Annotated in this window: 27 protein-coding genes and 1 pseudogene; 11 read left to right on the forward strand and 17 right to left on the reverse strand. The window is 71.2% G+C overall.

Annotated features, from left to right (window positions below):
* Positions 1-30: 30 nt before the first annotated feature.
* The 3 genes from ACTWQA_RS39795 to ACTWQA_RS39805 form a co-directional block, all read right to left on the reverse strand.
* Positions 31-153: a hypothetical protein gene (locus ACTWQA_RS39795; protein ID WP_281287126.1), complete on the reverse strand. Its 123-nt coding sequence runs from the start codon at positions 151-153 to the stop codon at positions 31-33.
* Between the two features lie 107 nt (positions 154-260).
* Entirely contained in the window at positions 261-2,135 is a 1,875-nt protein-coding gene (locus ACTWQA_RS39800) for a GTP-binding protein (RefSeq protein WP_443164096.1), read from the reverse strand.
* Positions 2,136-2,354: 219 nt separating this feature from the next.
* Entirely contained in the window at positions 2,355-3,386 is a 1,032-nt protein-coding gene (locus ACTWQA_RS39805) for an Rv2578c family radical SAM protein (RefSeq protein ID WP_443164097.1), read from the reverse strand.
* A 134-nt stretch (positions 3,387-3,520) separates the two neighbouring features.
* Between ACTWQA_RS39805 and ACTWQA_RS39810 the strand changes: the two genes are divergently transcribed.
* Positions 3,521-3,793, forward strand: coding sequence for a DUF3040 domain-containing protein (locus ACTWQA_RS39810; protein WP_305917238.1), 273 nt, complete (start codon positions 3,521-3,523; stop codon positions 3,791-3,793).
* A 3-nt stretch (positions 3,794-3,796) separates the two neighbouring features.
* Here the strand turns inward: ACTWQA_RS39810 and ACTWQA_RS39815 are convergent, their stop codons facing one another.
* Both ACTWQA_RS39815 and ACTWQA_RS39820 read right to left on the reverse strand, forming a co-directional pair.
* Positions 3,797-4,648: a polysaccharide deacetylase family protein gene (locus ACTWQA_RS39815; RefSeq protein WP_443164098.1), complete on the reverse strand. Its 852-nt coding sequence runs from the start codon at positions 4,646-4,648 to the stop codon at positions 3,797-3,799.
* Positions 4,649-4,690: 42 nt separating this feature from the next.
* Positions 4,691-5,443, reverse strand: a complete 753-nt coding sequence (locus ACTWQA_RS39820; RefSeq protein WP_443164099.1) for a siderophore-interacting protein — start codon at positions 5,441-5,443, stop codon at positions 4,691-4,693.
* A gap of 95 nt (positions 5,444-5,538) precedes the next feature.
* Here ACTWQA_RS39820 and ACTWQA_RS39825 point away from each other — a divergent pair, with 95 nt between their 5' ends.
* Entirely contained in the window at positions 5,539-6,246 is a 708-nt protein-coding gene (locus tag ACTWQA_RS39825; protein WP_443164100.1) for a TetR/AcrR family transcriptional regulator, read from the forward strand.
* Here ACTWQA_RS39825 and ACTWQA_RS39830 read toward each other — a convergent pair.
* Positions 6,225-6,707 carry an OsmC family protein gene (locus ACTWQA_RS39830; protein ID WP_443164101.1) on the reverse strand — a complete coding sequence of 161 codons (483 nt, stop codon included), beginning with the start codon at positions 6,705-6,707 and terminating at the stop codon, positions 6,225-6,227. The genes ACTWQA_RS39825 and ACTWQA_RS39830 overlap by 22 nt on opposite strands.
* Positions 6,704-7,351 carry a GntR family transcriptional regulator gene (locus ACTWQA_RS39835; protein WP_443164102.1) on the reverse strand — a complete coding sequence of 216 codons (648 nt, stop codon included), beginning with the start codon at positions 7,349-7,351 and terminating at the stop codon, positions 6,704-6,706. The genes ACTWQA_RS39830 and ACTWQA_RS39835 overlap by 4 nt, the downstream gene beginning before the upstream one ends.
* Positions 7,352-7,430: 79 nt before the next feature.
* Here ACTWQA_RS39835 and ACTWQA_RS39840 point away from each other — a divergent pair, with 79 nt between their 5' ends.
* From ACTWQA_RS39840 to ACTWQA_RS39850, 3 genes are all read left to right on the forward strand, one after another.
* Positions 7,431-8,975 (forward strand): MFS transporter, encoded by a 1,545-nt coding sequence (locus tag ACTWQA_RS39840; protein WP_443164103.1) that lies wholly within the window; start codon positions 7,431-7,433, stop codon positions 8,973-8,975.
* 73 nt (positions 8,976-9,048) lie between these two features.
* Positions 9,049-9,696, forward strand: coding sequence for a PadR family transcriptional regulator (locus ACTWQA_RS39845; RefSeq protein WP_443164104.1), 648 nt, complete (start codon positions 9,049-9,051; stop codon positions 9,694-9,696).
* A 140-nt stretch (positions 9,697-9,836) separates the two neighbouring features.
* Positions 9,837-10,697, forward strand: coding sequence for an alpha/beta fold hydrolase (locus tag ACTWQA_RS39850; protein WP_443164105.1), 861 nt, complete (start codon positions 9,837-9,839; stop codon positions 10,695-10,697).
* On the opposite strand, the gene ACTWQA_RS39855 is transcribed toward ACTWQA_RS39850, so the two are convergent.
* From ACTWQA_RS39855 to ACTWQA_RS39895, 9 genes are all read right to left on the reverse strand, one after another.
* Positions 10,684-12,258 (reverse strand): penicillin-binding transpeptidase domain-containing protein, encoded by a 1,575-nt coding sequence (locus ACTWQA_RS39855; protein ID WP_443164106.1) that lies wholly within the window; start codon positions 12,256-12,258, stop codon positions 10,684-10,686. The two genes, ACTWQA_RS39850 and ACTWQA_RS39855, sit on opposite strands and share 14 nt — an antisense overlap.
* A gap of 46 nt (positions 12,259-12,304) precedes the next feature.
* The gene (locus tag ACTWQA_RS39860; protein WP_305917227.1) at positions 12,305-12,997 is read right to left on the reverse strand and encodes a lysophospholipid acyltransferase family protein; all 693 of its coding nucleotides are present in this window, start codon (positions 12,995-12,997) and stop codon (positions 12,305-12,307) included.
* A 219-nt stretch (positions 12,998-13,216) separates the two neighbouring features.
* On the reverse strand, positions 13,217-13,816 hold the full coding sequence (locus tag ACTWQA_RS39865; protein ID WP_443164107.1) for an NUDIX hydrolase: 600 nt from the start codon (positions 13,814-13,816) through the stop codon (positions 13,217-13,219).
* A 61-nt stretch (positions 13,817-13,877) separates the two neighbouring features.
* Positions 13,878-15,062, reverse strand: coding sequence for an RNA polymerase sigma factor (locus ACTWQA_RS39870; protein WP_443164108.1), 1,185 nt, complete (start codon positions 15,060-15,062; stop codon positions 13,878-13,880).
* A complete protein-coding gene (locus ACTWQA_RS39875; protein WP_443164109.1) occupies positions 15,059-15,391 on the reverse strand; it encodes a YciI family protein in 333 nt (110 codons plus the stop codon). The genes ACTWQA_RS39870 and ACTWQA_RS39875 overlap by 4 nt, the downstream gene beginning before the upstream one ends.
* Positions 15,388-15,729: a YciI family protein gene (locus ACTWQA_RS39880; RefSeq protein WP_443164110.1), complete on the reverse strand. Its 342-nt coding sequence runs from the start codon at positions 15,727-15,729 to the stop codon at positions 15,388-15,390. The genes ACTWQA_RS39875 and ACTWQA_RS39880 overlap by 4 nt, the downstream gene beginning before the upstream one ends.
* 78 nt (positions 15,730-15,807) lie before the next feature.
* A complete protein-coding gene (locus tag ACTWQA_RS39885) occupies positions 15,808-16,104 on the reverse strand; it encodes a hypothetical protein (protein ID WP_443164111.1) in 297 nt (98 codons plus the stop codon).
* Positions 16,105-16,500: 396 nt separating this feature from the next.
* Complete coding sequence (locus ACTWQA_RS39890; protein WP_443164112.1) at positions 16,501-17,472, reverse strand: tyrosine-type recombinase/integrase; 972 nt, start codon at positions 17,470-17,472, stop codon at positions 16,501-16,503.
* The gene (locus ACTWQA_RS39895) at positions 17,469-18,713 is read right to left on the reverse strand and encodes a cysteine desulfurase-like protein (protein ID WP_443164169.1); all 1,245 of its coding nucleotides are present in this window, start codon (positions 18,711-18,713) and stop codon (positions 17,469-17,471) included. The genes ACTWQA_RS39890 and ACTWQA_RS39895 overlap by 4 nt, the downstream gene beginning before the upstream one ends.
* Between ACTWQA_RS39895 and ACTWQA_RS39900 the strand changes: the two genes are divergently transcribed.
* From ACTWQA_RS39900 to ACTWQA_RS39915, 4 genes are read left to right on the forward strand one after another with little or no spacing between them, the layout of a single operon-like run.
* The gene (locus ACTWQA_RS39900) at positions 18,666-19,715 is read left to right on the forward strand and encodes a winged helix DNA-binding domain-containing protein (RefSeq protein ID WP_443164113.1); all 1,050 of its coding nucleotides are present in this window, start codon (positions 18,666-18,668) and stop codon (positions 19,713-19,715) included. The two genes, ACTWQA_RS39895 and ACTWQA_RS39900, sit on opposite strands and share 48 nt — an antisense overlap.
* Before the next feature lie 24 nt (positions 19,716-19,739).
* Entirely contained in the window at positions 19,740-21,170 is a 1,431-nt protein-coding gene (locus ACTWQA_RS39905) for a WS/DGAT/MGAT family O-acyltransferase (protein ID WP_443164114.1), read from the forward strand.
* Positions 21,171-21,227: 57 nt separating this feature from the next.
* Positions 21,228-22,316 (forward strand): winged helix DNA-binding domain-containing protein, encoded by a 1,089-nt coding sequence (locus ACTWQA_RS39910; RefSeq protein WP_443164115.1) that lies wholly within the window; start codon positions 21,228-21,230, stop codon positions 22,314-22,316.
* The gene (locus ACTWQA_RS39915; RefSeq protein ID WP_443164116.1) at positions 22,283-22,600 is read left to right on the forward strand and encodes a hypothetical protein; all 318 of its coding nucleotides are present in this window, start codon (positions 22,283-22,285) and stop codon (positions 22,598-22,600) included. The genes ACTWQA_RS39910 and ACTWQA_RS39915 overlap by 34 nt, the downstream gene beginning before the upstream one ends.
* Positions 22,601-23,332: 732 nt before the next feature.
* Here the strand turns inward: ACTWQA_RS39915 and ACTWQA_RS39920 are convergent.
* A complete protein-coding gene (locus tag ACTWQA_RS39920) occupies positions 23,333-24,085 on the reverse strand; it encodes a TetR/AcrR family transcriptional regulator (protein WP_443164117.1) in 753 nt (250 codons plus the stop codon).
* A 143-nt stretch (positions 24,086-24,228) separates the two neighbouring features.
* On the opposite strand from ACTWQA_RS39920, the pseudogene ACTWQA_RS39925 reads away from it, so the two are divergent.
* Both ACTWQA_RS39925 and ACTWQA_RS39930 read left to right on the forward strand, forming a co-directional pair.
* A pseudogene (locus tag ACTWQA_RS39925) lies at positions 24,229-25,179 on the forward strand (RNA polymerase sigma factor); the annotation flags it as partial.
* A 198-nt stretch (positions 25,180-25,377) separates the two neighbouring features.
* Positions 25,378-26,145 carry a class I SAM-dependent methyltransferase gene (locus ACTWQA_RS39930; protein WP_443164118.1) on the forward strand — a complete coding sequence of 256 codons (768 nt, stop codon included), beginning with the start codon at positions 25,378-25,380 and terminating at the stop codon, positions 26,143-26,145.
* The last annotated feature ends 11 nt before the right edge of the window (positions 26,146-26,156 follow it).

Here is a 26,156-nt window from a genome sequence, read left to right on the forward strand (position 1 = left end):
ACCCACGCCCCCCGCCCGCCGGTTCCAGGATCATCCCTCGTCCGAGGGCTTCCTGGTCTCCTTCTTCGTCTCCTTGGCCTGCCTGCTCGTCTTGATGGCCTGTCGCTTCGACTTGCCCGACTTGGCGGCGGGTTTCTTCTTCGTGTCTGCCATGGGAATTCCCCCCTGTACGGACGAGGTGCCCAATTGGTACACCAAGCTCGTTAATACCCACCTAACGTCGAAAATCGACCGTCTAGCGGCGAAAAGCGACATACCGCCTATCTGGTGGGCCGGTCGCCGGCCGGCTCGGACCACCACACGCCCTCGCCGTGCGACAGGCCCGGCAGCCGCTGCTCGAACGCGTGCACCACGGCCGCCGGGATCGCACCCGTGACCAGCCAGGTGTCCTCGCGTCGCGCCGTCCCGTCGAGCTCGCCGCCGAGCGCCGCCAGCGCGCCCGTCACCGCGCTGAACGCCTCCAGCGGGATCTCGGCCTCGAAGCGATGGCACGGCTCGTACACCGTGGTGCCCGACCGGCGCAGCGCCCGCATGAGCACGAGCGGGGTGCGGCCGCGGAAGTCGGCCGCGACGGTGGTCGGCGCGTCGTAGCCGGTCCTGGTCAGCGTGACCATGACGTCGGTGACCGGCCAGCCGTGCGGGCCGGCGCGCAGCGTCAGGCGTACGCTCTCCTCGATCGCCCGGTGGAAGGCCTGCGGCAGCGACCCGAGATCGACCTCCAGCCGGTAGCCGACGCCCGAGCCCGGCGCGGCCGGCTCCACCCGCAGGCCGACGGTCGCCATGAACGGGTTCGCGCCGTGCCGCTGGATCTCCTCGACGGCCTCACCCGTGCCCGACGGGCGCTCGAAGTAGACGGGCCGGCTCGGCTCGAACACCGCCTCGACGCCGAACTCCCTGGCCAGGGTCTCGCCGATGACCTCCTTCTGCACCTCCCCGTACAGCAGGACCGACGTCTCGCCACCCGCCAGCGTGCGCGTGCTGATCAACGGGTCCTGCTCGGCGAGGGTCACCAGGGCGGCGTGCAGGCGGGGCTCGTGGCCGGGCACGCGCGGGCGCACGACCGTCTCCAGGCTGGGCGGGCTGAAGTGCCTCGTCCCGCCGGTGCGGGGTGGCTCACCGACGTGGTCGCCGACGCGGATCTCCGGCACGCCCCACACCTTGACGATGTCGCCCGCCCTCGCCTGGCGCTGCTCCGGAGCCCCGGCGACGGTCAGCGCGGTCAGGCGGCCCTCGTAGGCGTCGCCCCGCTGCCGGGCGCGGTGGAAGGTGAGGTGCTCGCGCGGCCGCAGCACCCCGGCGCGTACCCGCAGGTAGGCGGCCTTCTCGCCGGATGGGGCGCGCTCGATCGCGAACACGGTCGCCGTCCCTGGACGGTCGTCGTCGCCGTCCGGCCGGCGGACGGGCGGCAGCAGGCCGGCGATGGCGTCCAGGAGGTCGCCGACGCCCTGGCCCGTGATCGCCGATCCGTACACGACCGGATGCGCCACCCCGTCGGCGCACTGCCGGGCCAGCGCCGCGCGTAGCTGCGCCAGGTCGGGGGTTTTGCCGTCGACGAGCGACTCCAGCAGCCCGTCGTCCCGCTCGGCCAGGACCTCCGCCGCCTCCTCCACCCGCTCGGCCGGCAGGGCGTGCGTGGTGGCGGCCGTGCGGCCGATGTCGCGCACGGTGTTCAGCGCGACGCTGTACGGCGAGAGCCGCCGGCGGATGTCGGCGAGCACCTCCCGCTCCCTGGCGCCCATCCGGTCGATCTTGTTCACGAAGATCAACGTGGGCAGGCGCATCTTGCGCAGGGTCGTCATCAGGACCCGGGTGTGCGGCTGGACGCCCTCGACGGCCGACAGCATCAGCACGGCGCCGTCGAGCACGCCGAGCGCCCGCTCCACCTCGGCCACGAAGTCGGCGTGGCCGGGCGTGTCCACCAGGTTGACCCGCAGGTCACCGAGGCGAAAAGAGGCGACGGCGGTGCGGATCGTGATGCCGCGCCGGCGTTCGATCTCGCCGGTGTCGGTCTGCGTGCTGCCGTCGTCGACGCTGCCGAGCCGGGGGATGACGCCGGTCTCGAACAGCAGCCGCTCAGTGAGACTGGTCTTGCCCGCGTCTACATGCGCGAGGATGCCGATGTTGAGGATGTGCATGGGTGCTGGAGCCCTCGAGAACTCTCGTGCCAATGGGGCGCTGGGAGAATCCGGGGCGGCCTCGCATCACATGCTCCTGGTCGTCGGGCCTGCAGGTCCCGGCCATCGTGCCACCGGTGGGCTCGCGGATGCGAGCGATTTAAGCCCGGCGCGCGTGTCGGCCGTCGGCCCGCACGGGGGACCGCCCGACCGGCCCGGGTGCCGGCCGGGCGGACGGCGTCACAGCAGGCGGAGCTGCTCTGGGGCCGGCGCGGCCGCGGCGGGGCGGGGTGGGAGGCGGCGGGCCATGGCCGGGGTGGCGCGGCCGACGCCGAAGCGCTCGGCCAGCTCCTTGACCTGCGACGTGATCCGCTGCTGGTAGGCCTTCGGCGCGTAGGCGCCCCGCCCGTAGAGCTCCAGGTAACGCGGCACCAGACGGGGGTGCTCCCGCGACAGCCAGGTCAGCCACCACTCCCGCGCCCCCGGCCGCAGGTGCAGCACGATCGGGGCGATGTGGGTGGCGCCCGCGTCGGCGATCTCCTTCACCGTACGTTCGAGCTGGGCGGGGGAGTCGGTGAGGTAGGGCAGGATCGGCGCCATCAGAACCCCGCACGCGATGCCGTTGTCGTTGAGCGTGGCGCAGACCTCCAGCCGCCGGCGCGGGTTGGGCGTGCCGGGCTCCACCGCCCGCCACATCTCCGGATCGACGAACCCGGCCGACAGGTTGGCGCTCACCTCCGTCACGCCGGCCGCCTCGGTGAGCAGGTCGAGGTCGCGCAGGATCAGCGTGCCCTTCGTGAGGATCGAGAACGGGTTGGCGGCGTCGCGCAGCGCGGCCAGGATGCCGCGCATCAGCCGGTAGCGGCCCTCGGCACGCTGGTAACAGTCGACATTGGTGCCCATGGCGATGTGGTGGCCGCCCCAACGGGGCGAGGCGAGCTCCTTGCGGGCCAGCTCGACGGCGTTGACCTTGACGACGATCTTGGAGTCGAAGTCCGCTCCGGCATCCAAATCCAGATACTCGTGCGTTTTTCGGGCAAAACAGTAAATGCAGCTATGGCTGCATCCGCGGTACGGGTTGATCGTGTACTCGAACGGCACCCGGCTTGCCGCCGGGACGCGGTTGACGATGGACCTGGCGCGGATCTCGTAGAAGGTCATGCCCGTGAACTCGGGCGTGTCGAAGGTGCGGGTGGCCGCGCCGCGGGCGAAGAGCGGCGCGGCAGGATCGTCCTCGGCAGGCCCTGTCAGGCGCAGGTTGTCCCAGCGCATGACATGATTAGAACAAAGGTTCGAGCTTGATCGCAAATGGAAAAGAGGGTGCAATTACCTAGTCAGGCTGGGGCTAATGATCTTCATGGTTGGGCAGAAAGACGCCACAGAGCTTGCGTTCCGGAGGTGCACCCATGGCCTGGTCGCAGGACGAGGAGCGGATGCTGGCCCAGATCGAGCAGCACCTCGTCGAGGACGATCCGCGACTCGTCGCACGGCTGGAGTCGTTCAACGAGCGGGTCCGTCGCAGCGAGGCGAGGTCGACAGGGCAGTCCGAAGGCCGGCGACGGCCGCGCCGCTCGACGGTCATCATCCTGATCAGCTGGTTGCTCATCGCCACGCTGGTCGCCACTCTTCTGATCATGGTTCTCCGTCACGACGCCGCCGCGCTCGCCTTCGCGCTCTGAGCATCACCCCGTCGTCCACGCGCGCTGGACGACGTCGTAGCCGATCACGGTGATCCCTTCTCGCCGCAGCAGCTCGTGCGCCTGGGGTGAGGTGAGGAACGCGTAGTCGCTGCCGCGGACCCGCCATCCGTGCGGATCGACCGTGCGCGACTCCTCGCCGCCCAGGGCGGGATGCACGGCCCACTCGCTCAGGCCCGGCGGCAGGTCGCGCAGCAGCCGGGCGTACGCGGCCGCCTTGCCGTCCAGGTCCAGAGAGAAGCTGTCGACGAAATCGTGGTCGACGACCGGCAGGCCGCGGGCGCGCAGCAGCGCGCGGGCGGGGTCCAGCCAGGCCCGCACCGCCAGACCGTACTCGCCGGCCAGGGCCGCGGTCAGCTCGAACACGTCCTCGCGCCCGCCGTCGGCCAGGCAGTGCCAATCCAGATGGGAAGGCGCCAGGCCCGCGTCCAGCACGGCGTGGATCTGGGCGCGGAACTCGGCCTCGAGCTCCTCGATCCGGGCGCGGTCGAGCAGCTCGGGGATGCGGTCAGGGGTGAAGAACCCGCCCGTCTCGTCGAGCAGCGACGGCACCTTTCCTCGGTCGGTGAGCGGTCCCCACGAATGGCCGGGCAGGTCGCACACCAGGGTCAGGTGGATGCCGAACGGCAGCTCCGGCCGGTCGCGCAGCAGGGCCATGGCGTGACCCGCGGCCGGGCACGGCGTCATCAGGCTGCACGAGGCGGCGATCCCGTCCTCGATCGAGCGGACGGCGGCCTCGTTGACGTCCCGGTACATGCCGAAGTCGTCGTTGTTGACGATCAGCAGGCGTGCATCCGGCGGGAATCCCAGCAACGCGCTGGAGGATTGTGCAGGCATCTCCTCAGCGTGATCTCCGTGAAGGCCCTGCACAAACGATTTTCAGTGCAGCCCGCGTTTCCCCGGCGCCCAGAACGGCTTGACCTTGATCGACGTACGTGGCCAGTTGCGCTCGCGTACGAGAAAGTCCCTGATCATCTGGCACGTCCTGGCCTCGCCGGCGAGGTAGGCGGCGCCGGCGTTGCCCGGCAGGGCCAGGCCGGCGACCGCGGCGAGTAACGTGCCCGAGGAGGCGGCGGGCCCGCCCGCTCGATGCACCCGGCGCAGCTCGTGCGGTCCCGGCATGGGCGGATCGTGCTCGGCCGAGTCGCTCTCCAGCACGCCGTGCACCTGCGCTCGCGGTCCCAAGGCGCGGATCATCGGGCCGAACGCCGCGCTCGCCGTCTCGTCGCCGGCGAATAGGTGGAACGGCGCCTCGTCGCGGGTGAAGAAATCGCCGCGCGGCCACCAGAAGGTCACCGGATCGCCGGGCGCCACCTCGCGCGCCCAGCGCAGCCCGATGCCGTCCCCGCCGTACAGGTGCGCCCGCAGCTCCAGGCCCCGCCGGTCGGGATCCAGCTCCCAGATCGTGTACGTGCGCAGCGTGTCGGCGGGGCGCAGGATCCCCTGCACCGACAGCGGGTCGTTGAGCTGCACCCTGATGTGCTGGCCCGGCCGGTAGGGGAAGGCGATCGGCACGCCGGTCGCCAGGCGGATGCGGCGCATCGTGGGCGTGACGAGCTCGGCCTCGGTGACCGTCGCCGTCATGACGTACTTGGCGAAGGCGCCCGCGAGCGGATTGCGCGTCCTGCTCATCCCGAGATCTCCTTTATGCCAGTAGATTTACTTAGAGGCATTAAGGAAACATAGATGCCCTAGGATGTCAACGGACGGGTCGGGAAGGGAGAACGATGGTCGCGCAGGGCAGGCGTGCGAGAGTCCGGCAGGCGACGCTGGCGGAGATCCGCGCGACCGCGCGCAGGCTGCTGATCGAGCAGGGGTCGGCCGCCGTGACGATCAACGCTGTGGCCAGGGAGATGGGGATGAGCGGGCCGGCGCTCTACCACTACTTCGCCGGTCACGAGGAGCTGGTCGGGGCGGTCACCGTGGACTTCATCCGCGAGCTGACCGAGGCCATGGAGACGGCGCGGGAGGCGTGCCCGCCGGGGGATCATGGCCGGCGGCTGCTGGCGACCTGCCGGGCGATGCGGACGTGGGCGATCACGCACCGGGCGGAGTTCGGCTGGGTGTTCGCCAGCCCGATCACCGGCGAGCGGCGGCCGGACTCCCCGCGCGAGCTGGCCGGCCACGACTTCGGGCAGGTCTTCCTGGAGGAGGTCGCGGCGTTGTGGAAGAGCCGGCCGTTCCCCGTGCCCGCCGAGCTGGAACCGTCCATCAGGGAGCAGCTCCGGGCGTACACGGCCTCGCCCGGGCACGAGCTGCCCGTGGAGGCCGTGCACGTTGTCCTGTCGTGCTGGATCAGGCTGTACGGCCTGCTCTGCATGGAGGTGCTCAACCAGCTCGACTTCGCCTACACGGACCTGGAGCCGGTCTTCGAGGAGTGCCTGCGGGAGATCGCCCCCAGGCTCGGGCTGGACTACGAGGCCCCGGCGTCCTGAACGCGCACGACCGGCTCGTGGCGCACCGGGAAGTTGACCGAGGAGGCGATGAAGCAGGCCTTGTGGGCGTCGGCGTGCAGGCGGGTGGCGGTCTCGGCCATCTCCGGCGCGGCCACGGTGACCTCCGGGCGCAGGACGACCTCGGTGAAGTGGCCGCCGTCCGCGGTCTCGGCCATGGTGCCGACGGCGCGGTCGACGTACGCGGTGACCACGACGCCCGCCGCCGAGCACCGGTGCAGATACGACAACATGTGGCACTGCGACAGCGAGCCGACCAGCAACTGCTCCGGGTTCCAGCGCGCCGGGTCGCCGCGGAAGGCGGGGTCGGAGCTGCCCGGGAGGGTCGGCGGGCCGTCGGCCGACAGCTCGTGGTCGCGGCCGTAGTCGCGGTAGCCGCTGGTGCCGGTGCCCTTGTTGCCGGTCCAGGTCACGACCGTCGGGTACGTGTGCAGGCGTGTCATGCGTGATCTTCCTTGTCGCGTCGGGTGGTGGTGCGGGTGTCGAGGACGTGGGCGCGGGCGATGGCACCGGCGTCCTCGGGGCGCCCGCCGGCGATCGCGGTCACCAGCCGCTCGTGCTGAGCCGACACGTGCGCCGGCCGGGACGGCGGGACGAGCGAGTGCAGGGTGGACACCTGGATCTGGTCCCAGATCCGCTCCAGCGCCCGCAGGGCCATCGCGTTGCCCGCCAACTCCGCGATCGTGCGATGGAAGCGCCGGTTGAGCCGCACGGCGTCGGCGAGGCGCCCTTCGGCCGTGGCGGTCGCGGTCAGCGTCGCGACCTCGCGCAGCGCCCGCAGGTCCGCGGGGGCGATGCGGCCCTCGCGCTGGCGGGCGGCGGCCAGCTCGGCGGTGAGCGCCTCCAGCGCGGCCCGCACCTGGTAGGCCTCGTCCAGGTCGTCCGCTTCCAGCGCCACGACCACCACGCCGCGGCCGGCCGGGCGGACGAGGCCGTCGGCGGCCAGCATGCGCAGGGCCTCCCGCACCGGGGTGCGGCTCATCTCCAGGGTCGCCGCGGCCTCCATCTCGGTGAGCCGCGCGCCGGGCGGGTAGGAGCCGTCGAGGATGAGCTCCCGCAGGCGGCTGCATGCGACGTCGGTCTGCATGCGTGAAAGCTTTGCATACATTGCATGCAAAGTCGACTCGCTTGACCTCAAGCTTGGTTGAGTTCCTACGGTCGGGACCATGACGGAAAACGTGGTTATCCGAGCGGGACGCCGGGAGTGGGCCGGTCTTGCCGTGCTCATCCTGCCGACCCTGCTGCTGTCCATTGACGTGACCGTGCTGCATCTGGCCGTGCCGATGCTCAGCGCCGACCTGCGGCCCAGCGCGTCCCAGCTGTTGTGGATCAACGATGTGTACGGGTTCCTCATCGCGGGGTTCCTCATCACCATGGGCGCGATCGGTGACCGGATCGGGCGCAAGCGGTTGCTCTTGATCGGCGCGACCGCGTTCGCCGTGGCGTCGGCCCTGGCCGCGTACGCGCCGAGCGCCGGCCTGCTCATCGTCGCCCGCGGCCTGCTCGGCATCGCCGGCGCGACGCTCATGCCGTCCACGTTGTCGCTGATCCGCACCATGTTCCGCGACCCCGCCCAGCGGACGGTGGCCATCAGCCTCTGGATGACGGGCTTCACCGGCGGCATGGTGATCGGCCCGCTGGTGGGCGGAGCCTTGCTGGAGAGCTTCTGGTGGGGGTCGGTGTTCCTGCTGGGCGTGCCGGTGATGGCCGTGTTGCTGGCGGCGGGGCCCTGGCTGCTGCCGGAGTACCGGGACCCGGCCCCGGGGCGGCTGGACCTGGTCAGTGTGGCGCTCTCGCTGGCCGCCGTCATCTCGGCCATCTACGGGATCAAGGAGATCGCCGCGTACGGGCCCGGCGCGGGGCCCGCGGCGGCCGTTGTGGCCGGTGTCGTCCTGGGCGCGGTGTTCGTCCGGCGGCAGCGGCTGCTGGCGGACCCGCTGCTGGACCTGAAGTTGTTCGCCGAGCGCCGGTTCAGCGCCTCGCTGGGCGCTCTGATGCTGGTCATCCTGGTCGGGCCGGGGATCATGCTGCTGACGGCGCAGTACATGCAGCTGGTGGCCGGCCTGACGCCGTTGCAGGCGGGGCTGTGGTCGCTGCCGCAGGCCGCGTCGCTCGTTCTGGGATTCACGGCCGCGCCGGCGCTGGCCCGGCGGATCAGGCCCGCGTCGGTCATGGCCGGGGGTCTGGTGGTGTCCGCGGCCGGAATGGGCCTGCTGGCGGCCGCGAGCGGGACGTCGGGTCTGGCGTTCGTCGTGACCGCGCAGGTGCTGTTCTTCTTCGGCGCGGCGCCTCTCATGGTGCTGGGCACCGACATGGTCGTCGGCTCCGCCCCGCCCGAGCACGCGGGGGCGGCCTCCGCCCTGTCGGAGACGGTGCAGGAGTTCGGGGGTGCTCTGGGGCTGGCGGTGTTCGGCTCGATCGCGGCGGCCGTGTACCGGGCGCGGATGACCGTGCCCGAGGGGGTGCCGGCCGGGATCGGTGAGGAGGCCCGCGACACACTCGGGGCCGCGGCCGCGCGGCTGTCCGATCCGGCCGCCACCGCGCTGCTCGACTCCGCGCGGGCCGCCTTCACCGGCTCCCTGCAGGTCACGGCCGTCGTGGGGGCGATTCTCGTGGCCTTCACGGCGGCTCTGACAGCCGTCGTCATGCGCCCGCTGTCTGCCACGGCTCCGTCGGCCCAGCAGGAGCAGAAGGTGGACCAGACGGTCTGATCCGGACTCTTGCGTCCTCGTGCTCGCATACGTATATTCGTAGACGAGTATTCGTGAGCGGAAGTGATGAGTGATGGCGAAGCGGCGGCCGGTTGCGAACCTGCTGGCTCTGGCCGTGCTGACCGTGGTCGTCCAGCGCCCCATGCACCCGTACGAGATGGCCTCGGTCCTGCGAGCACGCGGCAAGGACCAGGACATGCCGATCAAATGGGGATCCCTCTACACCGTCGTCCGCAACCTGGAGAAACACGGCCTGCTGGAGGCGGTGGAGAGCACCCGGCAGGGCGCCCGCCCCGAGCGGACCGTCTACGGCATCACCGACGCCGGGCGGCAGGAGGCCGAGGACTGGACCCGCGAGCTGCTGTCCACCCCGCGGCCCGAGCCCTCGTCCTTCGAGGCCGGCCTGTCGGTGATGGGCGGTCTCGGCCCCGACGAGGTGGCGCCGCTGCTGCGGCAGCGGCTGGAGCTGCTGGAGCGGCGGATCGAGGCCGACCGGGCGGACCTGGAGCGGGAGCGGCGCGAGATGCCGAGGCTGTTCCTGCTCGAATCCGAGTACGCCCTGGCGATGCGGGAGGCGGAGGCCGGTTGGGTGCGTTCGCTGCTGGCCGAGCTGGAGGCAGGCACGTTTCCCGGCCAGGACGCCTGGCGCGCCTATCGCGAGAGCGGCCGGCTGCCCGCCGACGTGGAGCACCTCGCGGAAAGGGGCCGGCCGAGCGAATGAAAGACCCGGCGGCGGGTGCTGGCACACCGGCCGCCGGGTGGACCTCGTAGCGACAGACCCGCGGAGCGGACCCCGGCCACGAGATGGCACTGGCAACGATAGCCGGGCTCCCTCCACGGACCGAACCCAAGGGAGCCATCATGATCACTCTCGACACCGTGACGTCGTCGAAGGACGGCACCACGATCACCTACCACCGGCTGGGCACCGGCCCGGGGCTCGTGCTCCTGCACGGGGCCATGCAGACCGGCCACAGCAACATCGAGCTGGCCCAGGCCCTGTCGACCGACTTCACCTGCTACGTCCCCGACCGCCGGGGCAGGGGTCGCAGCGGCCCGGCGGGCCCGGACTACGGCCTCCAGCGGGAGGTCGAGGACCTCGACGCGCTGCTCACGAGCACCGGCGCGCACCACGTCGCCGGCGTCAGCTCGGGCGCGATCATCGCGCTGCGCACCGCGCTCGCCCGGCCTGACCTGCGCAAGGTCGTCGCCTTCGAGCCGCCGCTGGACATCGACGGCTCCAACCCGACCGGGTGGCTGGACCGCTTCGACCGGGAAATCGCCGCGGGCCGCATCCCGGCGGCGCTGGTCACCGGCATGTGCGCCACGCGGATGGGGCCACCGATCTTCAACGTCATGCCGCGGGCGTTACTGGAGCTGCTCACGGCCATGATGGTGAAAAATCAGGACAAAGCCGCCAACGGTGGGGAGCCGACGTTCCGTGACCTGGCGCCGACGCTGCACAACGACGCCCAGATCGTGGCGGAGACCTCCGGCGACCTCGAGGTCTACGGCGCGGTGAGTGCCGAGGTGCTGCTGCTCGGCGGCACGAAGAGCCCGGCGTACCTGAGGTCGGCGCTCACCGCGCTGCAGAGGGTGCTGCCGCGGGCCCGGCGCGTGGACCTGGCCGGGCTCGGCCACAGCGCCACCTCGAACGCCGCGATGCGGGGCAACCCGGAGCGGGTGGCGGAGGAGATCCGCCGTTTCCTCACAACCCCTTGAGGAACGCCGCCGCCACGGGGGCGGCCACCTTGCCGCCCCCGCCGCCGCCCTCCACGACCACCGCGAACGCCACATCCCCCTTGAACCCCACGAACCAGGCGTGGCTGTCGAGCTTCTCCCCGGTGCCGTATTCGGCCGTGCCGGTCTTGCCGTGCGTGCCGGCCGGCAGCCCCGCTGACTTGGCGGTGCCCTTGGTGACGACGGCCGCCATCATGGCGTGCAGCTGCTCCTTCACCCCGCCGGGCAGCTCCCGCTCGGTGGCCTTCTGCTTCAGCGAGGGCACCAGCGTCGGCGGCCGCCAGGTGCCGTCGGCGATGGCGGCGGCTACCGAGGCCATCGACAGTGGGCTGGCGGTGATCCTGGCCTGCCCGAACGCCTCCGCCGCCAGCTCGGCGTCCGACTCCGCCCTGGGGAAGCTCGCCTTGGTGGCCGGCACCCCGATGTTGAGCGGCTGGTTGAATCCCACGCCCTCGGCCACGTCGAGCAGCTTGTCCGCGCCCAGCTTCGACTGGGCCAGCGGCGCGAACGTGGTGTTGCACGAGTGGGCGAAGGAATCCAGGAACGACAGCGATCCGAACTCCTCCTTGTCCGAGTTGCGGATCTTCAGGCCGCCGATGGTGGCGTACATGGGGCACGTGACCGTGTCCTGCGGCGACACCCCGGCCGCGAGCAGCCCGATCGCGGTGACGGCCTTGAACGTCGAGCCCGGCGGATAGCGGCCGTCCAGCGCCCGGTTGAACCCGCCCTGGTTGTTGACCACGGCCAGGATCTCGCCGCTCGACGGCCTGATCGCCACCATCGACGTCGGCTTGTCCATGTCCTTGACCGCGCCCACCGCGGCCGCCTGCACGTGCGGGTCAAGCGTGGTCTGCAGCGGCTCGCCGTCTGCGCCCTCGATGGTCTTCAGCGTCTTGCCGCCGAGCTGGATGTCGGTCGCGGGCGTGCCGGCCAGCCGCTTCTGGAACGTCTCCTGCAGCCCGCCCCGGCCGACCGCCTGCCCCACCTTGTAGGCGGAGCCCAGCTTGGCCACATCCTTCTTGGTGGCCTTGTCCAGGTAGCCGACGAGCTGCTGCACCGACCCGCCCACCGTGCCGTCGTCGATGCGGCCGCCGTCGGCGTCGGTGATCTCGGCCCGCTGCGGCCAGCGCGTCTTGATGCCGAACGTCGCCCCGGCCGCCATCGACGGGTGCAGGGCCGCCGGATTCCAGTCGACCTTCCAGGTGCGGTCGGCCACGACCAGGTCGATGTGGCCGTCGTAGGACCAGTCGCCGATGTTCTTCAACGTCAGGGTCGCGGTGTAGGGGACGCGCGCCATGTCGTCGCCTTCGGTGACCTTGCCCAGCCGGATCGAGGTCCGCTCCACCGACAGCGCCGTGCGCTGCTGGTCATAGCCGCCCAGCTGCTGCGCCGTGGCCAGCTCCTTGCCCATGGCGGGCCAGTCGCCGGCCTGCCATGCGGCGGCGAAGCGCTGCGCGGTCTCCGCCGGGGTGCCCCGGGTGTGCAACACGTAGTAGGCGCCACCGGCCGCGGCGCCCACCGCGAGCACGGTGGCGCCGGACACGATCGCGATCGTACGGCCCCGCGCCACTGATCAGCCCCCTGATTGTCTAGCTCGACCCGTTGGATGCCTTGACGCTGGCAGCATAAACCGGGACGTACTCCTGCCCGGACAGCTTCTGGATCGCGGCCATGATCTCGTCGGTGACCCGGCGCCGGTCCTGGGCCTTGGCGTGGTCGCCGGTGAAACGCAGCGGCTCGCCGATGGTGATGCCGATCTTCGCCGGCCGTGGCACCGACGCGCCGACCGGCAGCACCTTCTCGGTGCCGCTGAGCGCCACCGGCAACACCGGCGCGCCCGTCTTGAGCGCCAGCCACGCCACCCCGACCTTGCCCCGGTAGAGCCGGCCGTCGGGGGAGCGGGTGCCCTCGGGGTGGATGCCGAACAGCTCGCCGCGCTCCAGCAGCGCGGCGGCCTCGTCGAGCATGGTCTGTGCGGCGTGGGCGCTCTCGCGGTCGATCGGCAGGCTGCCGCCGAGCTTCATGAAGAACCCGGAGACAGGGTTGCCGGAGAAGTATTCGTTCTTCGCGGTGAACGTCACGTGCCGCGGCAGCAGCGCGGGCAGCAGGAACGAATCCAGCATCGACAGGTGGTTGGCGGCCAGGATCGCGGGCCCGCTCCTCGGCACGTGCGCCGCACCGGAGATATGCGGCCGGCACATCGCGTGGGCGAGTGGTGCAGCGGCGAACTTGACCACTTGGTACAGCAACAGGCTCTCCTGGTTGATCGGGCGGTCGGCCACCCCACCATAAGGCAGGCGCCCCGCCGGTGAGCGGAGCGCCTGGCAAAGCCGTTAGGCCGATGTGGCGGTCGCCTCCTCGGCGAGATGCACAACACGGCTCCAGCCGAACGGTATTCCGTGAAGGCGGTAATTTGCGGCCCGGGGGACACTAACCACATCGGCCACTCGATGCTAACGGACATCCGGGGGGTGCTATTCCATCCGCCCCCAAGAATTCGGTCAGGTTCTGGTCCAGTGCGGCTGGGGCACGTCGAAGACCCGCTGCTCGCGGCCCCGCAGCGCCACCTCTGCGAACTGCCACAGGATTGCCCCCGTCGGCGCGTGGATCACGATCGACGGCCCCAGCGGCATCTGCAGCTGCTCGCCCTTCCAGCGCGGCACTCCGGGCGCCAGGAACCGCTCCAGCGGCACCGCGTGCACCGAGGCCACCTCCCGCGGGTCGGCCACCGGCTCCTGCCGGCCACCGAACGCCACCACCGGCGTGATCACGAAGCCCGAGTCGGTGACGAAGTCGTCGAGCAGCCCGGCCACGTCCACCCCGGTGACGCCGGTCTCCTCGGCCAGCTCCCGCAGCGCCGCCTCGACCGGCAGCTCACCGTCGTCCAGCCGGCCGCCGGGCAGTGCCCACTGCCCGGCGTTGCGCCCCCTCGGCGCGCGCTTGATCAGCACCGTGTAGGGGACGCTCTCGGCGTCCTCCAGCACGCACACGGTGACGGCGGCCCGGCGTATCCCTCCGGCCGGCGGCACCTCGCGGCGGTCGAAGGCGGCCAGCCGGGCGGTGATCTGCGCACGCAGCGCTTCCATGGGCGACGACAGCACGTTCTCAGGATCTCACGGTGTTCGAGCCGGCCTGGCCGGGGCTCCCGGCACGCTTCGGGGGTCACCGGCCGAGTGCCTCCTGGGCCGTGGCGCGCCGCGAGCGCAGGAACTCGCGCTCCGGCGTGGTCCCCACCAGGTCCAGCGCCCGGCCGTACTCCGTCACCGCCTCCTCCATGCGGCCCAGGCGGGTCAGCAGGTCGGCGCGGGTCGCAGGCAGGAGGTGGTGCCGGGGCAACGCGTCGTCCAGGCCGGCGAGCAGGTCGAGGCCGCGCTCGGGGCCGTACGCCTCTGCCACGGCAACGGCCCGGTTCAGCCGCACCACGGCCGAGCCCGTCAGCAGCTCCAGCAACTCGTACAGCTCGGCGATCTCGGTCCAGTCCGTGTCCTGCGGGCGGGCGGCCCCGGCGTGCTCGGCGGCGATGGCGGCCTGCAGCAGGTAAGGGCCGGGCGGGCCGGGGGTCAGGACGGCCAGGCCCTCGGCGATCTCGTCCTGCCGCCACCGCGAACGGTCCTGATCGGGCAGCCGGACGAGCCGGCCGTCGGCGTCCACGCGGGCGTCCCTGCGGGCGTGATGCAGCAGCATCAGCGCCAGCAGGGCGCGTACCTCGGTGTCGGCGGGCATCAGCTCGGCCAGCATCCGGGCCAGGGCGATGGCCTCGGCGGCCGGCTCGTCGCGGATCAGCCGCTCGCCCTCGGTCGCCGCGTATCCCTCCGTGAAGATCAGGTAGATGACCGCCAGCACCCCGTCGCGGCGCTCGGCCAGCTCCGCTTCCGACGGCACCCGGTACGGGATGCCCGCGTGGCTGATCTTCTTCTTGGCGCGGGTCAGCCTGGCCGCCATGGTCGTCTCGCTGACCAGGAACATGCGGGCGATCTGCCGTGTCGTGAGACCGCCGACGCAGCGCAGCGTCAGCGCCACCCTGGCCTCCATCGACAGCGCAGGATGGCAGCACGTGAAGATCAGCCGCAGCCGGTCGTCCGGCGGCGCCGGCCCCTCCTCGACGATCAGGAGCGGCAGCTTGCGCGCCGCCACCTCCGCCCGCCGCAACCGGTCCACCGCCCGCCGGCGCGCCGTCGTGAGCAGCCACGCCGGTGGATTGTCCGGCACCGGCGGCCACGCCGAGACCGCCGCGGTGAACGCGTCCTGCAACGCCTCCTCGGCCAGGTCCAGATCGCGCAGCTCGGCGGTGAGCAGGGCGAGCAGGCGCGCCCATTGCCGCCGGTACGCCTGCTCGACCGCGTTCATCCGGTGTATTCGGCCACCGGCCGCACCTCGACGATCCGCTCCGGGCACTGCTTGGCCAGCTCGATCGCCTCGTCGAGGTCACGGGCCTCGATCAGGTAGAAGCCGCCCACCTGTTCGGTCGTCTCGACGAACGGCCCATCCGTGCGCAGCACCTCGCCGGCCTTCTTACGCAGGCTGACCGCCCGGGCCGGCCCGGACAGCTCCTCCCCGTGGAGGTAGGCGCCACGCGACTTGAGCAGCTCGATGAAGGCGCCGTGGGCGGCGTACTGCTGCTCGGCCGGGCCCGACCCGTCGGTCTCGTCGCCGTACATGAGCAGGACATACCTCATGACGCCTCCTCAGGAACGGGGCGGATCTCGACGTCGGACGGCATCGCGGTGGCCAGCTCGATCGCCTCGTCCAGGTCCGCGGCCTCGACCACCATGTAGCCCGAGATCTGCTCGACGGTCTCGGCGTAAGGGCCGTCGGTGATCAGGATGCGGTCGCCGTCCTTCCTGATCGTGGTGGCGGTCGAGGAATGGGCCAGCTCGTTGCCGTACAACCCGGCGCCCCGCTCCCTCAGGAGCCGGTCGAACTCGCCCCACTTCTCGTAGATGCGCTTGCGCTCTTCCGGCCCGGCCTCGGCCCAGGGGCGTTCGTCTCCCGCGACGAACAGCACGTACTTCATGGTTTCCTCCTCTTGGGTCGCAACCATGACGCACGACCCGGGCCGGAATCGACACCGCCTCGGAAATTCTTCCGAAAATCAGGACACGATGCTCTCGAGGGCGAAGCTGAGGACGGTGCCGATGACCATGCCCACGCCGGCCGCCACGGCGGCCCACTTGCCCAGAGGCTCGCCCCTCGCATGGCCGACGACGCCCAGCACGATGCCGGCCAGGCCGAACAGGACCGGGGTGAACAGCACGGCCACCGCCGCGCAGACGAACCCGACGATCGACACGACCTGATCAATGGCCCGCTGACCGGAGGGCGGACGTGGCGGCCGCTGCGCGCCGGCGTGCCGATCGTCGCCTCCGGGCGAGTCCTGGGGCGAGGTCACGGACGGCTCCTCTCGGCGGGAACCACATCACACACCGGAGCGGGCCGCCATGTCGAGCCGCGTCCGCCCAGGTGTAGCGGCTGGATTGCCCGAGCCGCGAGACTTGCCGCGCTGATGCACGGCGGAGGAGACGCGACATGCTCACATGGACGGCGGCGGACGTCCCCGACCAGCACCGGCGCACGGGCACCAACCACCTGGGGCCGTTCGCGCTGACCGGCCTGCTGATCAACCACGTGCGGGAGCGGGTCATCACCGTGTTCAGCGGTCCGAACACCTCACCGGCGTCCCCTACGTCATCGAACCACTCTGACGTCAGCCCCGATACAGGGACAGGCGTCTGCCGGTGTTGCCGGGCGCGGCGACGTTCCGGGTCAGGCGAGGCGACGTTCCGGGTCAGGCGAGGGGGCGGGCGGTGGGGAGGCGGAGGCGGTCGACGGCGTCGCGGCGGGTGCGTTCGGGGCGGCGGTCGTAGCGGGCGGTGGTGGCCGGGGACGAATGGCCGACCAGGGCCTGGGCCGTGGCCAGGTCCACCCCCGCGTCCAGCAGCTCGCCGATGAACGTGCGGCGGAAGTCGTGCGCCGTACGCCGCGCCGCTCCCGCCGCCCCCAGCCGCCGCGCCAGGATGTCGGCGATGCCCTGCCCGGTCAGGCCCACCGGACGGCCGTCGCGCTCCCGCACGCGCCCTGCCTTGCTGATCGGGCTGAACAACGCCCCCGGCATGGCCCCGCGGACCGCCAGCCACCGCTCGACCAGCCCGATCGCGTCGGTCGTCAGATAGACCAGGCGCTCCTTGTCCCGTTTGCCGCGCACCCGCAGCGACCGCGCCCCCGGATCGTAGTCGGCCAGCGCGAGCCCGCCCAGCTCGGCCCGCCGGCAGCCGGTGGAGTACAGAACGGCGATCAGCGCCGCGTCCCGCACCCCGGCGGGCGAGGCGTCGCACGCGGACAGGGCCGCGCCGACCACCTCCGGCGGCACGTGGTGCCCGGTCGGCAGCCGGCTCTGCCGTACCGGAGCCAGGTCGGAGGCGCGGGCGAAGTCCTCCGCGCTGGTCTGCCCGAGCCGCCACGCCTCCTTCAGCACCCGGCGCAGCGCCACCAGGTGTTTGTTGACGTACGCCGCCGACCATCCCTGATCGGTGAGCATCGTACGGATGCGGACCGTGTGCTCGTAGCGCAGCAGATGCCACGGCTGCCCCGCGCCCGTGGCGGCGGCGTCGCCGGTGAGCAGGCGGGCCAGCCGGTCGAGGCAGCCGCGCATGGTGCGACGCGACTCCGGGCTGGTCAGCGAGTCGAGGTAGACGTGGTAGGGGTCGCTCGCCGGCTCGACCGGCGGCGCCGCCAGATCAGGGACGGCAGGCAAGCTCACCCCGACGATCTTAGAGCGTCGACGCCTTCGAGGAGCCGGTTCACGTCGGAGCGGTCGTTGTAGTGGACCAGCCCGGCGCGCACCGCGCCGCCCGAGTCGCGGATGCCGAGCGCGCCGGTCAGCTCCCAGGCGTAGTTGTGCCCGTTCCAGACGTTCACCCGCAGCCCCGCCAGGTGCTCGGCAACCTGGCGCGGAGTGTGCCCGGCCACGGTGAAGTATGCGGTGGCGGTGCGCCTGGCCGGCTTGCCGTACACCGTGACGTGCGGCATCGTCTCCAGCCCCGCCAGCAGCACCGCGAACAGCTCCAGCTCGTGCTCCTCCGCCGCCGTCATCGAGGTGAGCAGGCGCTCGCGGCGGGTGCCGGCGCCCGGGACCATGGCCGCCAGGTGGTCGACGGCCGCCGTCACGCCTTCCAGGTCGGCGAACGCCGCCGTACCCCGCTCGAACCGCTGCGGCACCGTGTCCGGAGACGAGGCCAGCTTGTCCGGCCGGAGCGTCTCCAGCAGCGCCGGGTCGGCCACCACCGCGCCGATGTGCGGGCCCGACCACTTGTAGGCGCTGGTGGCGTAGAAGTCGGCGCCCAGTGCCCGCATGTCCACCGGGCCGTGCGGGGTGGCGTGCACGCCGTCCACGTACATCAGCGCGCCCGCCCGATGCGCCAGCTCGGCGATGGCGGGCACGTCGGGGCGGGTGCCCAGGATGTTGCTGGCCGCCGTCACCGCCACGACCCGGGTACGTTCGCCGATCAGGCTCGCGTACTGCTCGACCGGGAGCTCCCCGGTCACCGGGTCCACCTCGGCCCAGCGGACGGTCGCGCCGGTCTGGGTCCAGGGGCGGACGTTCGCGTCGTGGTCGAGCCTGGAGACCACCACCTCGTCGCCGGGGCCGGCGATCGCCCTGGCCAGGTTGTAGGTCAGGGTGGTCATGTTCGGGCCGAGGATCACGCCGCCGGGGTCGCCGCCGACCAGGTCGGCCACGGCCGCGCGGCAGGCCGCCACGATGGCGTCGGAGCGGTGGCTGGCCGGGAAGGCGCCGCCCACGTTGCCGATCCCGCTGCGGTAGGCGTCGGAGATGGCCTCGATCACGGATCGGGGGGTTTGGGTGCCGGCCGCTCCGTCGAGGTAGGCGTAGCCGTCGGTCAGAGCGGGGTAAGAGGCGCGCACCGAATTAATGGGGAAAGGCATGATATGTAGATGCTCACCCTCCGCGACCTCAACCGTGCCACCTTGGCCCGGCAGCATCTCCTGGAACGTCACAAAGGGGATGTTACCGACATCGTGCAGCGGCTGGCCGGGCTGCAGGCCCAGGAGCCGCGTCCTCCCCACCTCGGGGTGTGGTCGAGGCTGGAGGGGTTCGAGCGCGATCACCTGCACACGGCGCTGCACGCCCGCACGGTGGTGCGGGCCACCATGTGGCGAGCCACGCTGCATCTGGTGACCGCCGCCGACTTCGCCGCGTTCCGGCCGCTGCTGGCGCCCATGCTGACCGCCGCCGCGCGCCGCTTCGACGAGATCGACTTCGACGCCGTCGTGGCCGCCGCCGACCGGCTGCTCGCCGCCGGTCCCATGACGTTCAATGAGCTGCGGCCGCGGCTGCAGGAGGAGTTTCCCGACGCCTACGACCGGGCTCTGGGGTACGCGGTCCGCATGCTGACGCCGCTGGTCATGGTGCCCACCGAGGACCGGTGGAGCTACCCGCGTGAGCCGGCCTTCGGGCTGCCCGGCATCGAACCGGACCCGGCCGGCCTGGAGACGCTGGTCGAGCGGTACCTGGCCGCGTTCGGACCCGCCGCCCCCGCCGACATGCAGACCTGGTCGGGGCTGGGCGGCCTCAGGCGGGTGATGTCCGGGATGGACCTGGAGAGGCTTGCCGGACCGGACGGCAAGGAGCTGTTCGACCTGCCCGGCGGGCCCAGGCCGGGCGGGGACGTGCCCGCGCCCGTGCGGTTCCTGCCCGACTTCGACACGCTCGTCCTCGGCTACGCCGACCGCACCCGGGTGGTCCCTGATGCGTACAAGGGCCTGGTCACCACCAAGAATCTGCGGGTCAGGGCCATCTACCTGGTCGACGGGTTCGCGGCCGGCACCTGGCAGATCAAGCGCTCGGGCAAGAAGGCCAGGCTGCTCGTCAGCCCGTTCACCCCGACGCCGCTGGAGCGGCTCGAGGAGGAAGGATTGCGGATGCTGGCCTTCGCCGAGCCCGAGGCGGGCACGCTGTCCCTTGAAGTGACGGGCGGAGTCTGATTGGTTCGGGGCGGAGGTGGCCCCATGCCGCAGCTTTCCGCCCTGGACGCGCAGTTCCTCCATTTCGAGACCGCGACGAACGTGGCCAACATCGCCGGCCTTGCCATCCTCGACGGCGACCTCAACCGTGCCGACCTGCAGGACCTGCTCGAACGGCGGCTCCCGTACGTGCCCGCCCTGCGGCGCAAGCTGGCCCCGGTGCCCTTCGGTCTCGACCACCCGTACTGGATGGAGGAGGACGATCTCGACCTCGACTACCACGTACGCGAGATCGGCCTGCCGCCGCCCGGCGACGATCGGCAGCTCGCCGACCAGGTCTCCCGCCTGCACGCCCGCCGCCTCGACCGGGGCCGCCCCCTGTGGGAGATCTACCTGATCCACGGCCTGTCCGGCGGTCGCATGGGCCTCTACACCAAGATCCACCATGCGGCCGTGGACGGGATCGGCGGCGCCGACGTGCTGGCCGCGCTGCTCGACGTCAGCCCCGAGCCCGCGCCGCCGCCCGCGGACGAGCCCGAGCGGGACGAGCCGCCGCCCGGGCGGGCGGAGATGATGGCGCGCGGGCTGGCCAGGCTGGCGCTCAACCCTGCCCAGGCGGTGCGGTTCGCGGCCCGGGCGGTGCCGCACCTGGACGAGATCCCCGTCGTGTCCCGGCTCCCGGGCAGCCATCTCGTCTCCGGGCTCGCCCGCAAGCTCGCCGGCGCGGGGCAGGCGCCGGAGCTGCCGATGTTGCCCGCCCCCAGGACCCCGTTCAGCGGCCCCGTGTCCCAGCACCGGCGCTTCGCGTTCGTGTCGCTGCCGCTCGATGAGATCAAGCAGGTGCGCAAGGCGTTCGGGGTCACGGTCAACGACGTGGTCATGGCCGTGTGCGCGGGCGCGCTGCGCAGGTGGCTGGCCGCGCACGGCAGCCTGCCGAGCCGTCCGCTGGTGGCGGGGGTGCCGTTCTCGCTGCGGGAAGCAGGCGTCGAGGGGCGCGGCAACCAGGTGGCGATCATGACGGCGCCGCTCGCCGTGCACGTCGCCGACCCCGTCGCCCGGCTGCACCAGGTGCGGCAGGCCATGCACCGGATCAAGGACAGGTTCTCGCTGGCGCCCGCGCGCTGGCTGCGCGAGTTCAGCGAGTCGATGCCGGCCGCGCTCATGGGGCTGGCGTCGAGGTCGGCGTTCGGGCTGGTGGGAGAGACCGCCCCGCCGATCAACGTCATCGTCTCGAACGTGCCGGGCCCTCAGTTCCCCCTGTACGTGTGCGGCGGGCGGCTGCTGACCCACTACCCGGTCTCCGTGATCACGGACGTGAGCGGCGGCGTCAACATCACCGCGTTCTCCTACGACGGCTCGCTCGACATCGGCGTCGTCACCGACCGGCGCATGGTCCCGGACGCTTGGGAGCTGACCCGGCACCTGCGCGACGCCCTCCAGGAACTCCGCGAGGCCGAGGCGGCCTTGCCGCACTGACCTCGAATCGCGGAAACGCGGAAACCACCTTGCCGCATTGGTTCCTAGGCTGGACTCATGATCCTGAATCGCCGGGTGCTCAACCGCACCACGCTCGACCGCCAGCTCCTGTTGCGCCGTGCCGACATGAAGCCCGTTCAGGCCATCGAACGGCTGGTCGCGGTGCAGGGGCAAGAGATCGACGCGCCGTACATCGGGCTGTGGACGCGCCTGGCCGCCTTCACCCAGGACGACCTGGCTGCGCTGCTGTACGGCAAGCAGGTGGTACGCGGATCGTTGCTGCGCGGGACCCAGCACCTGGCGCTGGCCGACGACTACGTGTGGATCCGGCCGCTGATGCAGGTGATCCTGTCCAGGGGCAGGCAAGCGGCCTTCGGACGGGTGACGCGCGGTGTGGACCTCGAGGAGCTGGCCCGGCTGGCGCGCGAGCACCTGGCCGGGCGTACGCTCACCCGTCCCCAGCTGCGCGACCTGCTGCGCGAGCGGTGGCCCGAGGCGGATCCGATGGCGCTGAGCTGGTCGGCGCAACTGCTGCTGCCGATCGTGCACACGCCGCCGAACGGGATCTGGGGGAAGGGCGGGGCCACGCCGTTCACGCTGGCCGAGGAGTGGCTGGGGCGGCCGCTGGACGGCACCGCACCGGTGGAGCGGCTGGTGGAGCGGTATCTGGCCGCGTACGGGCCGGCGAGCGTGATGGACGTGCAGATGTGGTCGGGGCTGACGCGGCTGCGGGCGGTCGTGGAGGGCATGCTCCACTTACGGAAATATCAGGACACCGAGGGTCGCGTCCTCTACGACCTGCCCGACGCGCCGCTCGCCGAGGAGGACGTGCCCGCCCCCGTACGGTTCCTGCCCTGGTTCGACAACCTCGTCGTCGCCTACGCCGACCGCGGCCGCCTGATGACCGCCGAGCAACGCAAGGCGGTGTGCGTGGGCGCGGTCATCTACCCCACCTTCCTCGTCGACGGAACTGTCGGTGGCATGTGGGACCTTAAGGACGGCGTGCTGACGGTCGAGCCCTTCCACCCGCTGTCCGACGGCGTGATGGAGGAGCTGGCCGCCGAAGCGGCGCGCCTGATGGCCTTCGCGGGTGTCGAGGATGGGAGCATCGCATGGCTAGCGCCCAGGAGCTCTACGACGACCTAGTCGCCGAGCACCTCGCCAGGCCCGACGTGAGCATGGGGCGCATGCTCCACGCGGACGGGCTCAAGGTCAGGGGGAAGGCGTATGCGTTCTTCTCCCGGGACCGGGTCGTGCTCAAGCTGCCGGCCGCGCGGGCCGGGGAGCTGGTGGGTGAAGGGACGGCCGAGGTCCTGCGGATGGGGTCACGGCAGATGCGGGAATGGGTCGCGTTACGCGAGCCTGACGAGGTGGTGTGGCGGCGGCTGATGGCGGAGGCGGCGACCTACGTCGAGAGCCTGGGCCGCTGACGGGGCACGGCGTTTCAGGGGCTCTTGCGCCGCCTGCTCCACCGGGCCTTCGGCCCCGCCCCCGGCGGCGTCATGGACCGACCCGGCCGCGTGGTGGTGCGCATGCCGGTGGTGCTGCAGCGTGTCGCGTGTGCCCGGCGTGGTGCCGCACCCTGTCGCGCGTGCTGGCGGTGCTGCGCATGCTGGCGGTGCCGCGTCTTGCGCGTGCCGGCGGTGTCGCGTCGTCTTGCGCGTGCCGGCGGTGTCGCGTCGTGTTGTGCGTGCCGATGGTGCCCCGTCATGTTGCGCGTGCCGACAGTGCCTTTGTCATGTTGCGCGTGCCGATGGTGCCATGTCGTGTTGCGCATGCTGGCGGTGCTGCGTCACGTTGCTCGTGCTGGCGATGGTGCCGTGTTGCTCGTGCTGGCGGTGCTGCGGCGTGTCGCGTGTGCCCGGCGCGGTGCCGCACCCTGTCGCGCGTGCTGGCGCGGTGCTGCGTCATGTCGTGGGTGCCCGTCGCCAGGACTCGGCGCATGCGGAGCACCATGGACCACGGTTCGCGTGGCTCTATGGCGCACGCGCCTGCGCGGTGCCGGGCGCTCAAACGGCGAGCTCAAACGGTGAGGGTCGGGCGCTCAGAACGGCGAGCTCACAACGGTGACGGCCGGGCGCTCAATACGGCGAGGGCCGGGTGTGGTGGCCTGAGTGCTCAGACGATGAGAGTCCTGAACGCGGCAGTGGGGGAGTGGCGGGTCAGCGGCGGGCATACTCGCCGATGGCCGGTTCGAGGAGGGTGAAGACATGCTGGGCGGTTTCCGCGAGGGCGGCGGCGATCGTGTCGTCGTCATCCCCGGCCAGGGTGCGGCTCTGCAGCTCACGGAAGAGCAGCCGATCCGCCGCCGCGAGCTGCGCGGCCGCGACCCGTGCGGCGAGCCGACGGCCCCTGTCGTCCATGGCGGCCGCGGCGGCCGCGGCGGCCGCGGCGGCCGCCGCGGCCGACGTGGCCAACGTGGCGGGGGTGGCCAGCGTGGCCGTGGTGGGGGTGGTGGCCGGGGTGGCCATGGCGGGCGGTTCGGTGGCGAGCTGGGCCGCGAGGGCTTCTTCGCGCTGGTCGTGGAGGTCGCGAAGGCGGGCGACCAGCGTCGGGCTGTCGGCGATCATCCGGGCGAAGTCCCGCCCCGTGAAGCCGATGACCGGATCGCGCCGCTCCAGCGCCCCCAGGTATGCCCGCCGCACCGCATCCAGCGCCGACTCTCCCGGTGCGCGCCCCGCCACGGCTTCGGCCAGCCCCGCCACGAAGGCCTCGTGGTGGTCGAGCGCCAGATCCTCCTTCCGGGGGAAGTAGTTCGTCACCGTCATCTTCGCCACCCTGGCCGCGGCGGCGATGTCGGCGATCGTCGTCCGGTCGAAGCCACGTACCAGGAACAGTTGGGTAGCGTGGTCAGAGATGGCCTGCCTGGTCTCTCGCTTCTTCTGTTCCCGCAAGCCCAAGGTGTCGATGCTCATAGCCACAGTCTTCCATAAATTTTTAGGTCCGACCTCATTTTAGGTTGACCAAGACGAAGGTTCAACCTAAAGTTAGGCGCGACCCAAACTTAGTGCGTCCATCCAACGCGAGCGAGGAGTGAGTTTTGTCCGAAGCAGCAGAGGTTCTCGAAGTGGACGACAACACTGCCGACGGTGGCGGGACCGTCGGCGCGGACTCGGTCAAGGCATACCTGAAGGAGATCGGGCGCGTCCCGTTGCTCACTGCGGAGCAGGAGATCGACCTGGCCAAGCGCATCGAGGCCGGCCTGTTCGCCAGGGAGCGGCTGGACACCGAGCCGGGGCTGCCCGCCGAGCTGCGTGCCGATCTGGAGTGGATCGCCGACGACGGCGAGCGCGCCAGGAGCCGCATGCTGGAGGCCAACCTGCGGCTGGTGGTCTCCATCGCCAAGCGTTATACCGGCCGCGGCATGCTCTTCCTGGACCTGATCCAGGAGGGCAATCTAGGCCTGATCCGGACGATCGAGAAGTTCGATTACCGGCTCGGCTTCAAGTTCTCCACGTACGCGACCTGGTGGATCAAGCAGGCCATCACCCGGGCCATGGCCGACCAGGCCCGTACGATCCGCATCCCCGTCCACATGGTGGAGCTGATCAACAAGGTGGCACGGGTGCAGCGCCGCCTGCAGAGCGACCTCGGCCGCGAGCCCACCCCGGAGGAGATCGCCGCCGAGACCGAGCTGGAGGTGGCACGGGTCGTCGAGGTCCAGGGATACGGCCGCGAGCCGGTCTCCCTGAGCACGCCGCTGGGGGAGGAGGGCGACAGCGAGTTCGGCGACCTCATCGAGGACACCGAGGCCGTCTCCCCGGCCGACGCGGTCTCGTTCACCCTGCTCCAGCAGCAGCTCAACTCCCTGCTCGACCAGCTCTCCGAGCGGGAGGCGGGCGTGATCAGCCTGCGGTACGGCCTGGCCGACGGCCAGCCGAGGACGCTGGACGAGATCGGCAAGGTCTATGGCGTCACCCGCGAACGCATCAGGCAGATCGAGGCCAAGACGATGTCCAAGCTTCGCCACCCGTCGCGTTCGCTGGCGCTGCGCGACTATCTCAGCTGATCTTCTCCGACGATCGGGTTGATGATCCGATTGAATGCCCCGGGTGCCGCACAAGTGATCAATTTGGGGGTGGCGGCACCTTTCTGGGGCGGCTGATCGGGGAATGTCCGCTGGTCGGGAGAAAGCCTGCGTAAATGAAAACCCAAGAGTGTCGCATGGGACCTTTGACCGGCACGGCGGCTGGCCTAGATTCCAAGGGTGAAACGCACCCGCTCCAGTGTCGTCCACCAGGCGGCCTACGCGTTCAAGAATCCCCACAAGATCGCCCCCCATCTGCGGCGGCTGGCGCGTGACACGTGGTTCCGGCTGCGTACCCGCGATCATGTCGGCTACTACCGGGCGGTCATGAAGTCCGACACCGCGCGCGACCCCGAGGGCGCGGTCGGCTCGCACACCCACAAACGCTGGCTGGCGCTCGGTCGCATGCAATTCGACTACCTCGTCGAACACGGGCTCAAGCCGGAATGCCGCATGCTGGAAATCGGCTGCGGCAACCTGCGCGCGGGGCATTTGTTCATCGACTACCTGCACGATGGAAACTACTACGGAATCGACATCTCGCCCGACATCCTCATGGCGGCGCAGGACACCATCGTCCGGCACGGCCTGCGCGACAAACTGCCGTATCTGACTCCGGTACGCGATCTGCGTTTCGCGTTCCTGCCCGACCGGCATTTCGACGTCGTGCACGCGCACAGTGTCTTCTCCCACTCGCCGCTGCACGTCATCGAGGAGTGCTTCGCGCACGTGGGCCGCGTCATGAAGCCGAACGCCTGGTTCGACTTCACCTTCGACCGGACCGTGGGCAAGGAGCACCAGGTCCTCCGAGAGGACTTCTACTACCGCACCGAGACGCTCGCGGCCCTGGCCGAGAAGCACGGATTCACGGCGACGTTCATGGAGGACTGGGAACGGTTGCCGCACAAGCAGTCCAAGATGCGCCTCACCAAGAAGACCGCCACGTGAAAACGGAGTGC

Source organism: Nonomuraea sp. 10N515B, assembly GCF_052245915.1.
Taxonomy (GTDB): domain Bacteria; phylum Actinomycetota; class Actinomycetes; order Streptosporangiales; family Streptosporangiaceae; genus Nonomuraea.

Bases quoted from the DNA above. Each gene is read 5' to 3' on its own strand.
- ACTWQA_RS39905 (WP_443164114.1), top strand. From the start codon at position 19,740: ATGCCGCAGCTTTCCGCCCTGGACGCGCAGTTCCTCCATTTCGAGACC.
- ACTWQA_RS39795 (WP_281287126.1), bottom strand. From the start codon at position 153: ATGGCAGACACGAAGAAGAAACCCGCCGCCAAGTCGGGCAAGTCGAAG.
- ACTWQA_RS39840 (WP_443164103.1), top strand. From the start codon at position 7,431: ATGACGGAAAACGTGGTTATCCGAGCGGGACGCCGGGAGTGGGCCGGT.
- ACTWQA_RS39900 (WP_443164113.1), top strand. From the start codon at position 18,666: ATGCTCACCCTCCGCGACCTCAACCGTGCCACCTTGGCCCGGCAGCAT.
- ACTWQA_RS39875 (WP_443164109.1), bottom strand. From the start codon at position 15,391: ATGAGGTATGTCCTGCTCATGTACGGCGACGAGACCGACGGGTCGGGC.
- ACTWQA_RS39810 (WP_305917238.1), top strand. From the start codon at position 3,521: ATGGCCTGGTCGCAGGACGAGGAGCGGATGCTGGCCCAGATCGAGCAG.
- ACTWQA_RS39910 (WP_443164115.1), top strand. From the start codon at position 21,228: ATGATCCTGAATCGCCGGGTGCTCAACCGCACCACGCTCGACCGCCAG.
- ACTWQA_RS39915 (WP_443164116.1), top strand. From the start codon at position 22,283: ATGGCTAGCGCCCAGGAGCTCTACGACGACCTAGTCGCCGAGCACCTC.
- ACTWQA_RS39895 (WP_443164169.1), bottom strand. From the start codon at position 18,713: ATGCTGCCGGGCCAAGGTGGCACGGTTGAGGTCGCGGAGGGTGAGCAT.
- ACTWQA_RS39850 (WP_443164105.1), top strand. From the start codon at position 9,837: ATGATCACTCTCGACACCGTGACGTCGTCGAAGGACGGCACCACGATC.
- ACTWQA_RS39880 (WP_443164110.1), bottom strand. From the start codon at position 15,729: ATGAAGTACGTGCTGTTCGTCGCGGGAGACGAACGCCCCTGGGCCGAG.
- ACTWQA_RS39825 (WP_443164100.1), top strand. From the start codon at position 5,539: ATGGTCGCGCAGGGCAGGCGTGCGAGAGTCCGGCAGGCGACGCTGGCG.
- ACTWQA_RS39845 (WP_443164104.1), top strand. From the start codon at position 9,049: ATGGCGAAGCGGCGGCCGGTTGCGAACCTGCTGGCTCTGGCCGTGCTG.
- ACTWQA_RS39820 (WP_443164099.1), bottom strand. From the start codon at position 5,443: ATGAGCAGGACGCGCAATCCGCTCGCGGGCGCCTTCGCCAAGTACGTC.
- ACTWQA_RS39815 (WP_443164098.1), bottom strand. From the start codon at position 4,648: ATGCCTGCACAATCCTCCAGCGCGTTGCTGGGATTCCCGCCGGATGCA.
- ACTWQA_RS39835 (WP_443164102.1), bottom strand. From the start codon at position 7,351: ATGCAGACCGACGTCGCATGCAGCCGCCTGCGGGAGCTCATCCTCGAC.
- ACTWQA_RS39920 (WP_443164117.1), bottom strand. From the start codon at position 24,085: ATGAGCATCGACACCTTGGGCTTGCGGGAACAGAAGAAGCGAGAGACC.
- ACTWQA_RS39830 (WP_443164101.1), bottom strand. From the start codon at position 6,707: ATGACACGCCTGCACACGTACCCGACGGTCGTGACCTGGACCGGCAAC.
- ACTWQA_RS39805 (WP_443164097.1), bottom strand. From the start codon at position 3,386: ATGCGCTGGGACAACCTGCGCCTGACAGGGCCTGCCGAGGACGATCCT.
- ACTWQA_RS39870 (WP_443164108.1), bottom strand. From the start codon at position 15,062: ATGAACGCGGTCGAGCAGGCGTACCGGCGGCAATGGGCGCGCCTGCTC.
- ACTWQA_RS39800 (WP_443164096.1), bottom strand. From the start codon at position 2,135: ATGCACATCCTCAACATCGGCATCCTCGCGCATGTAGACGCGGGCAAG.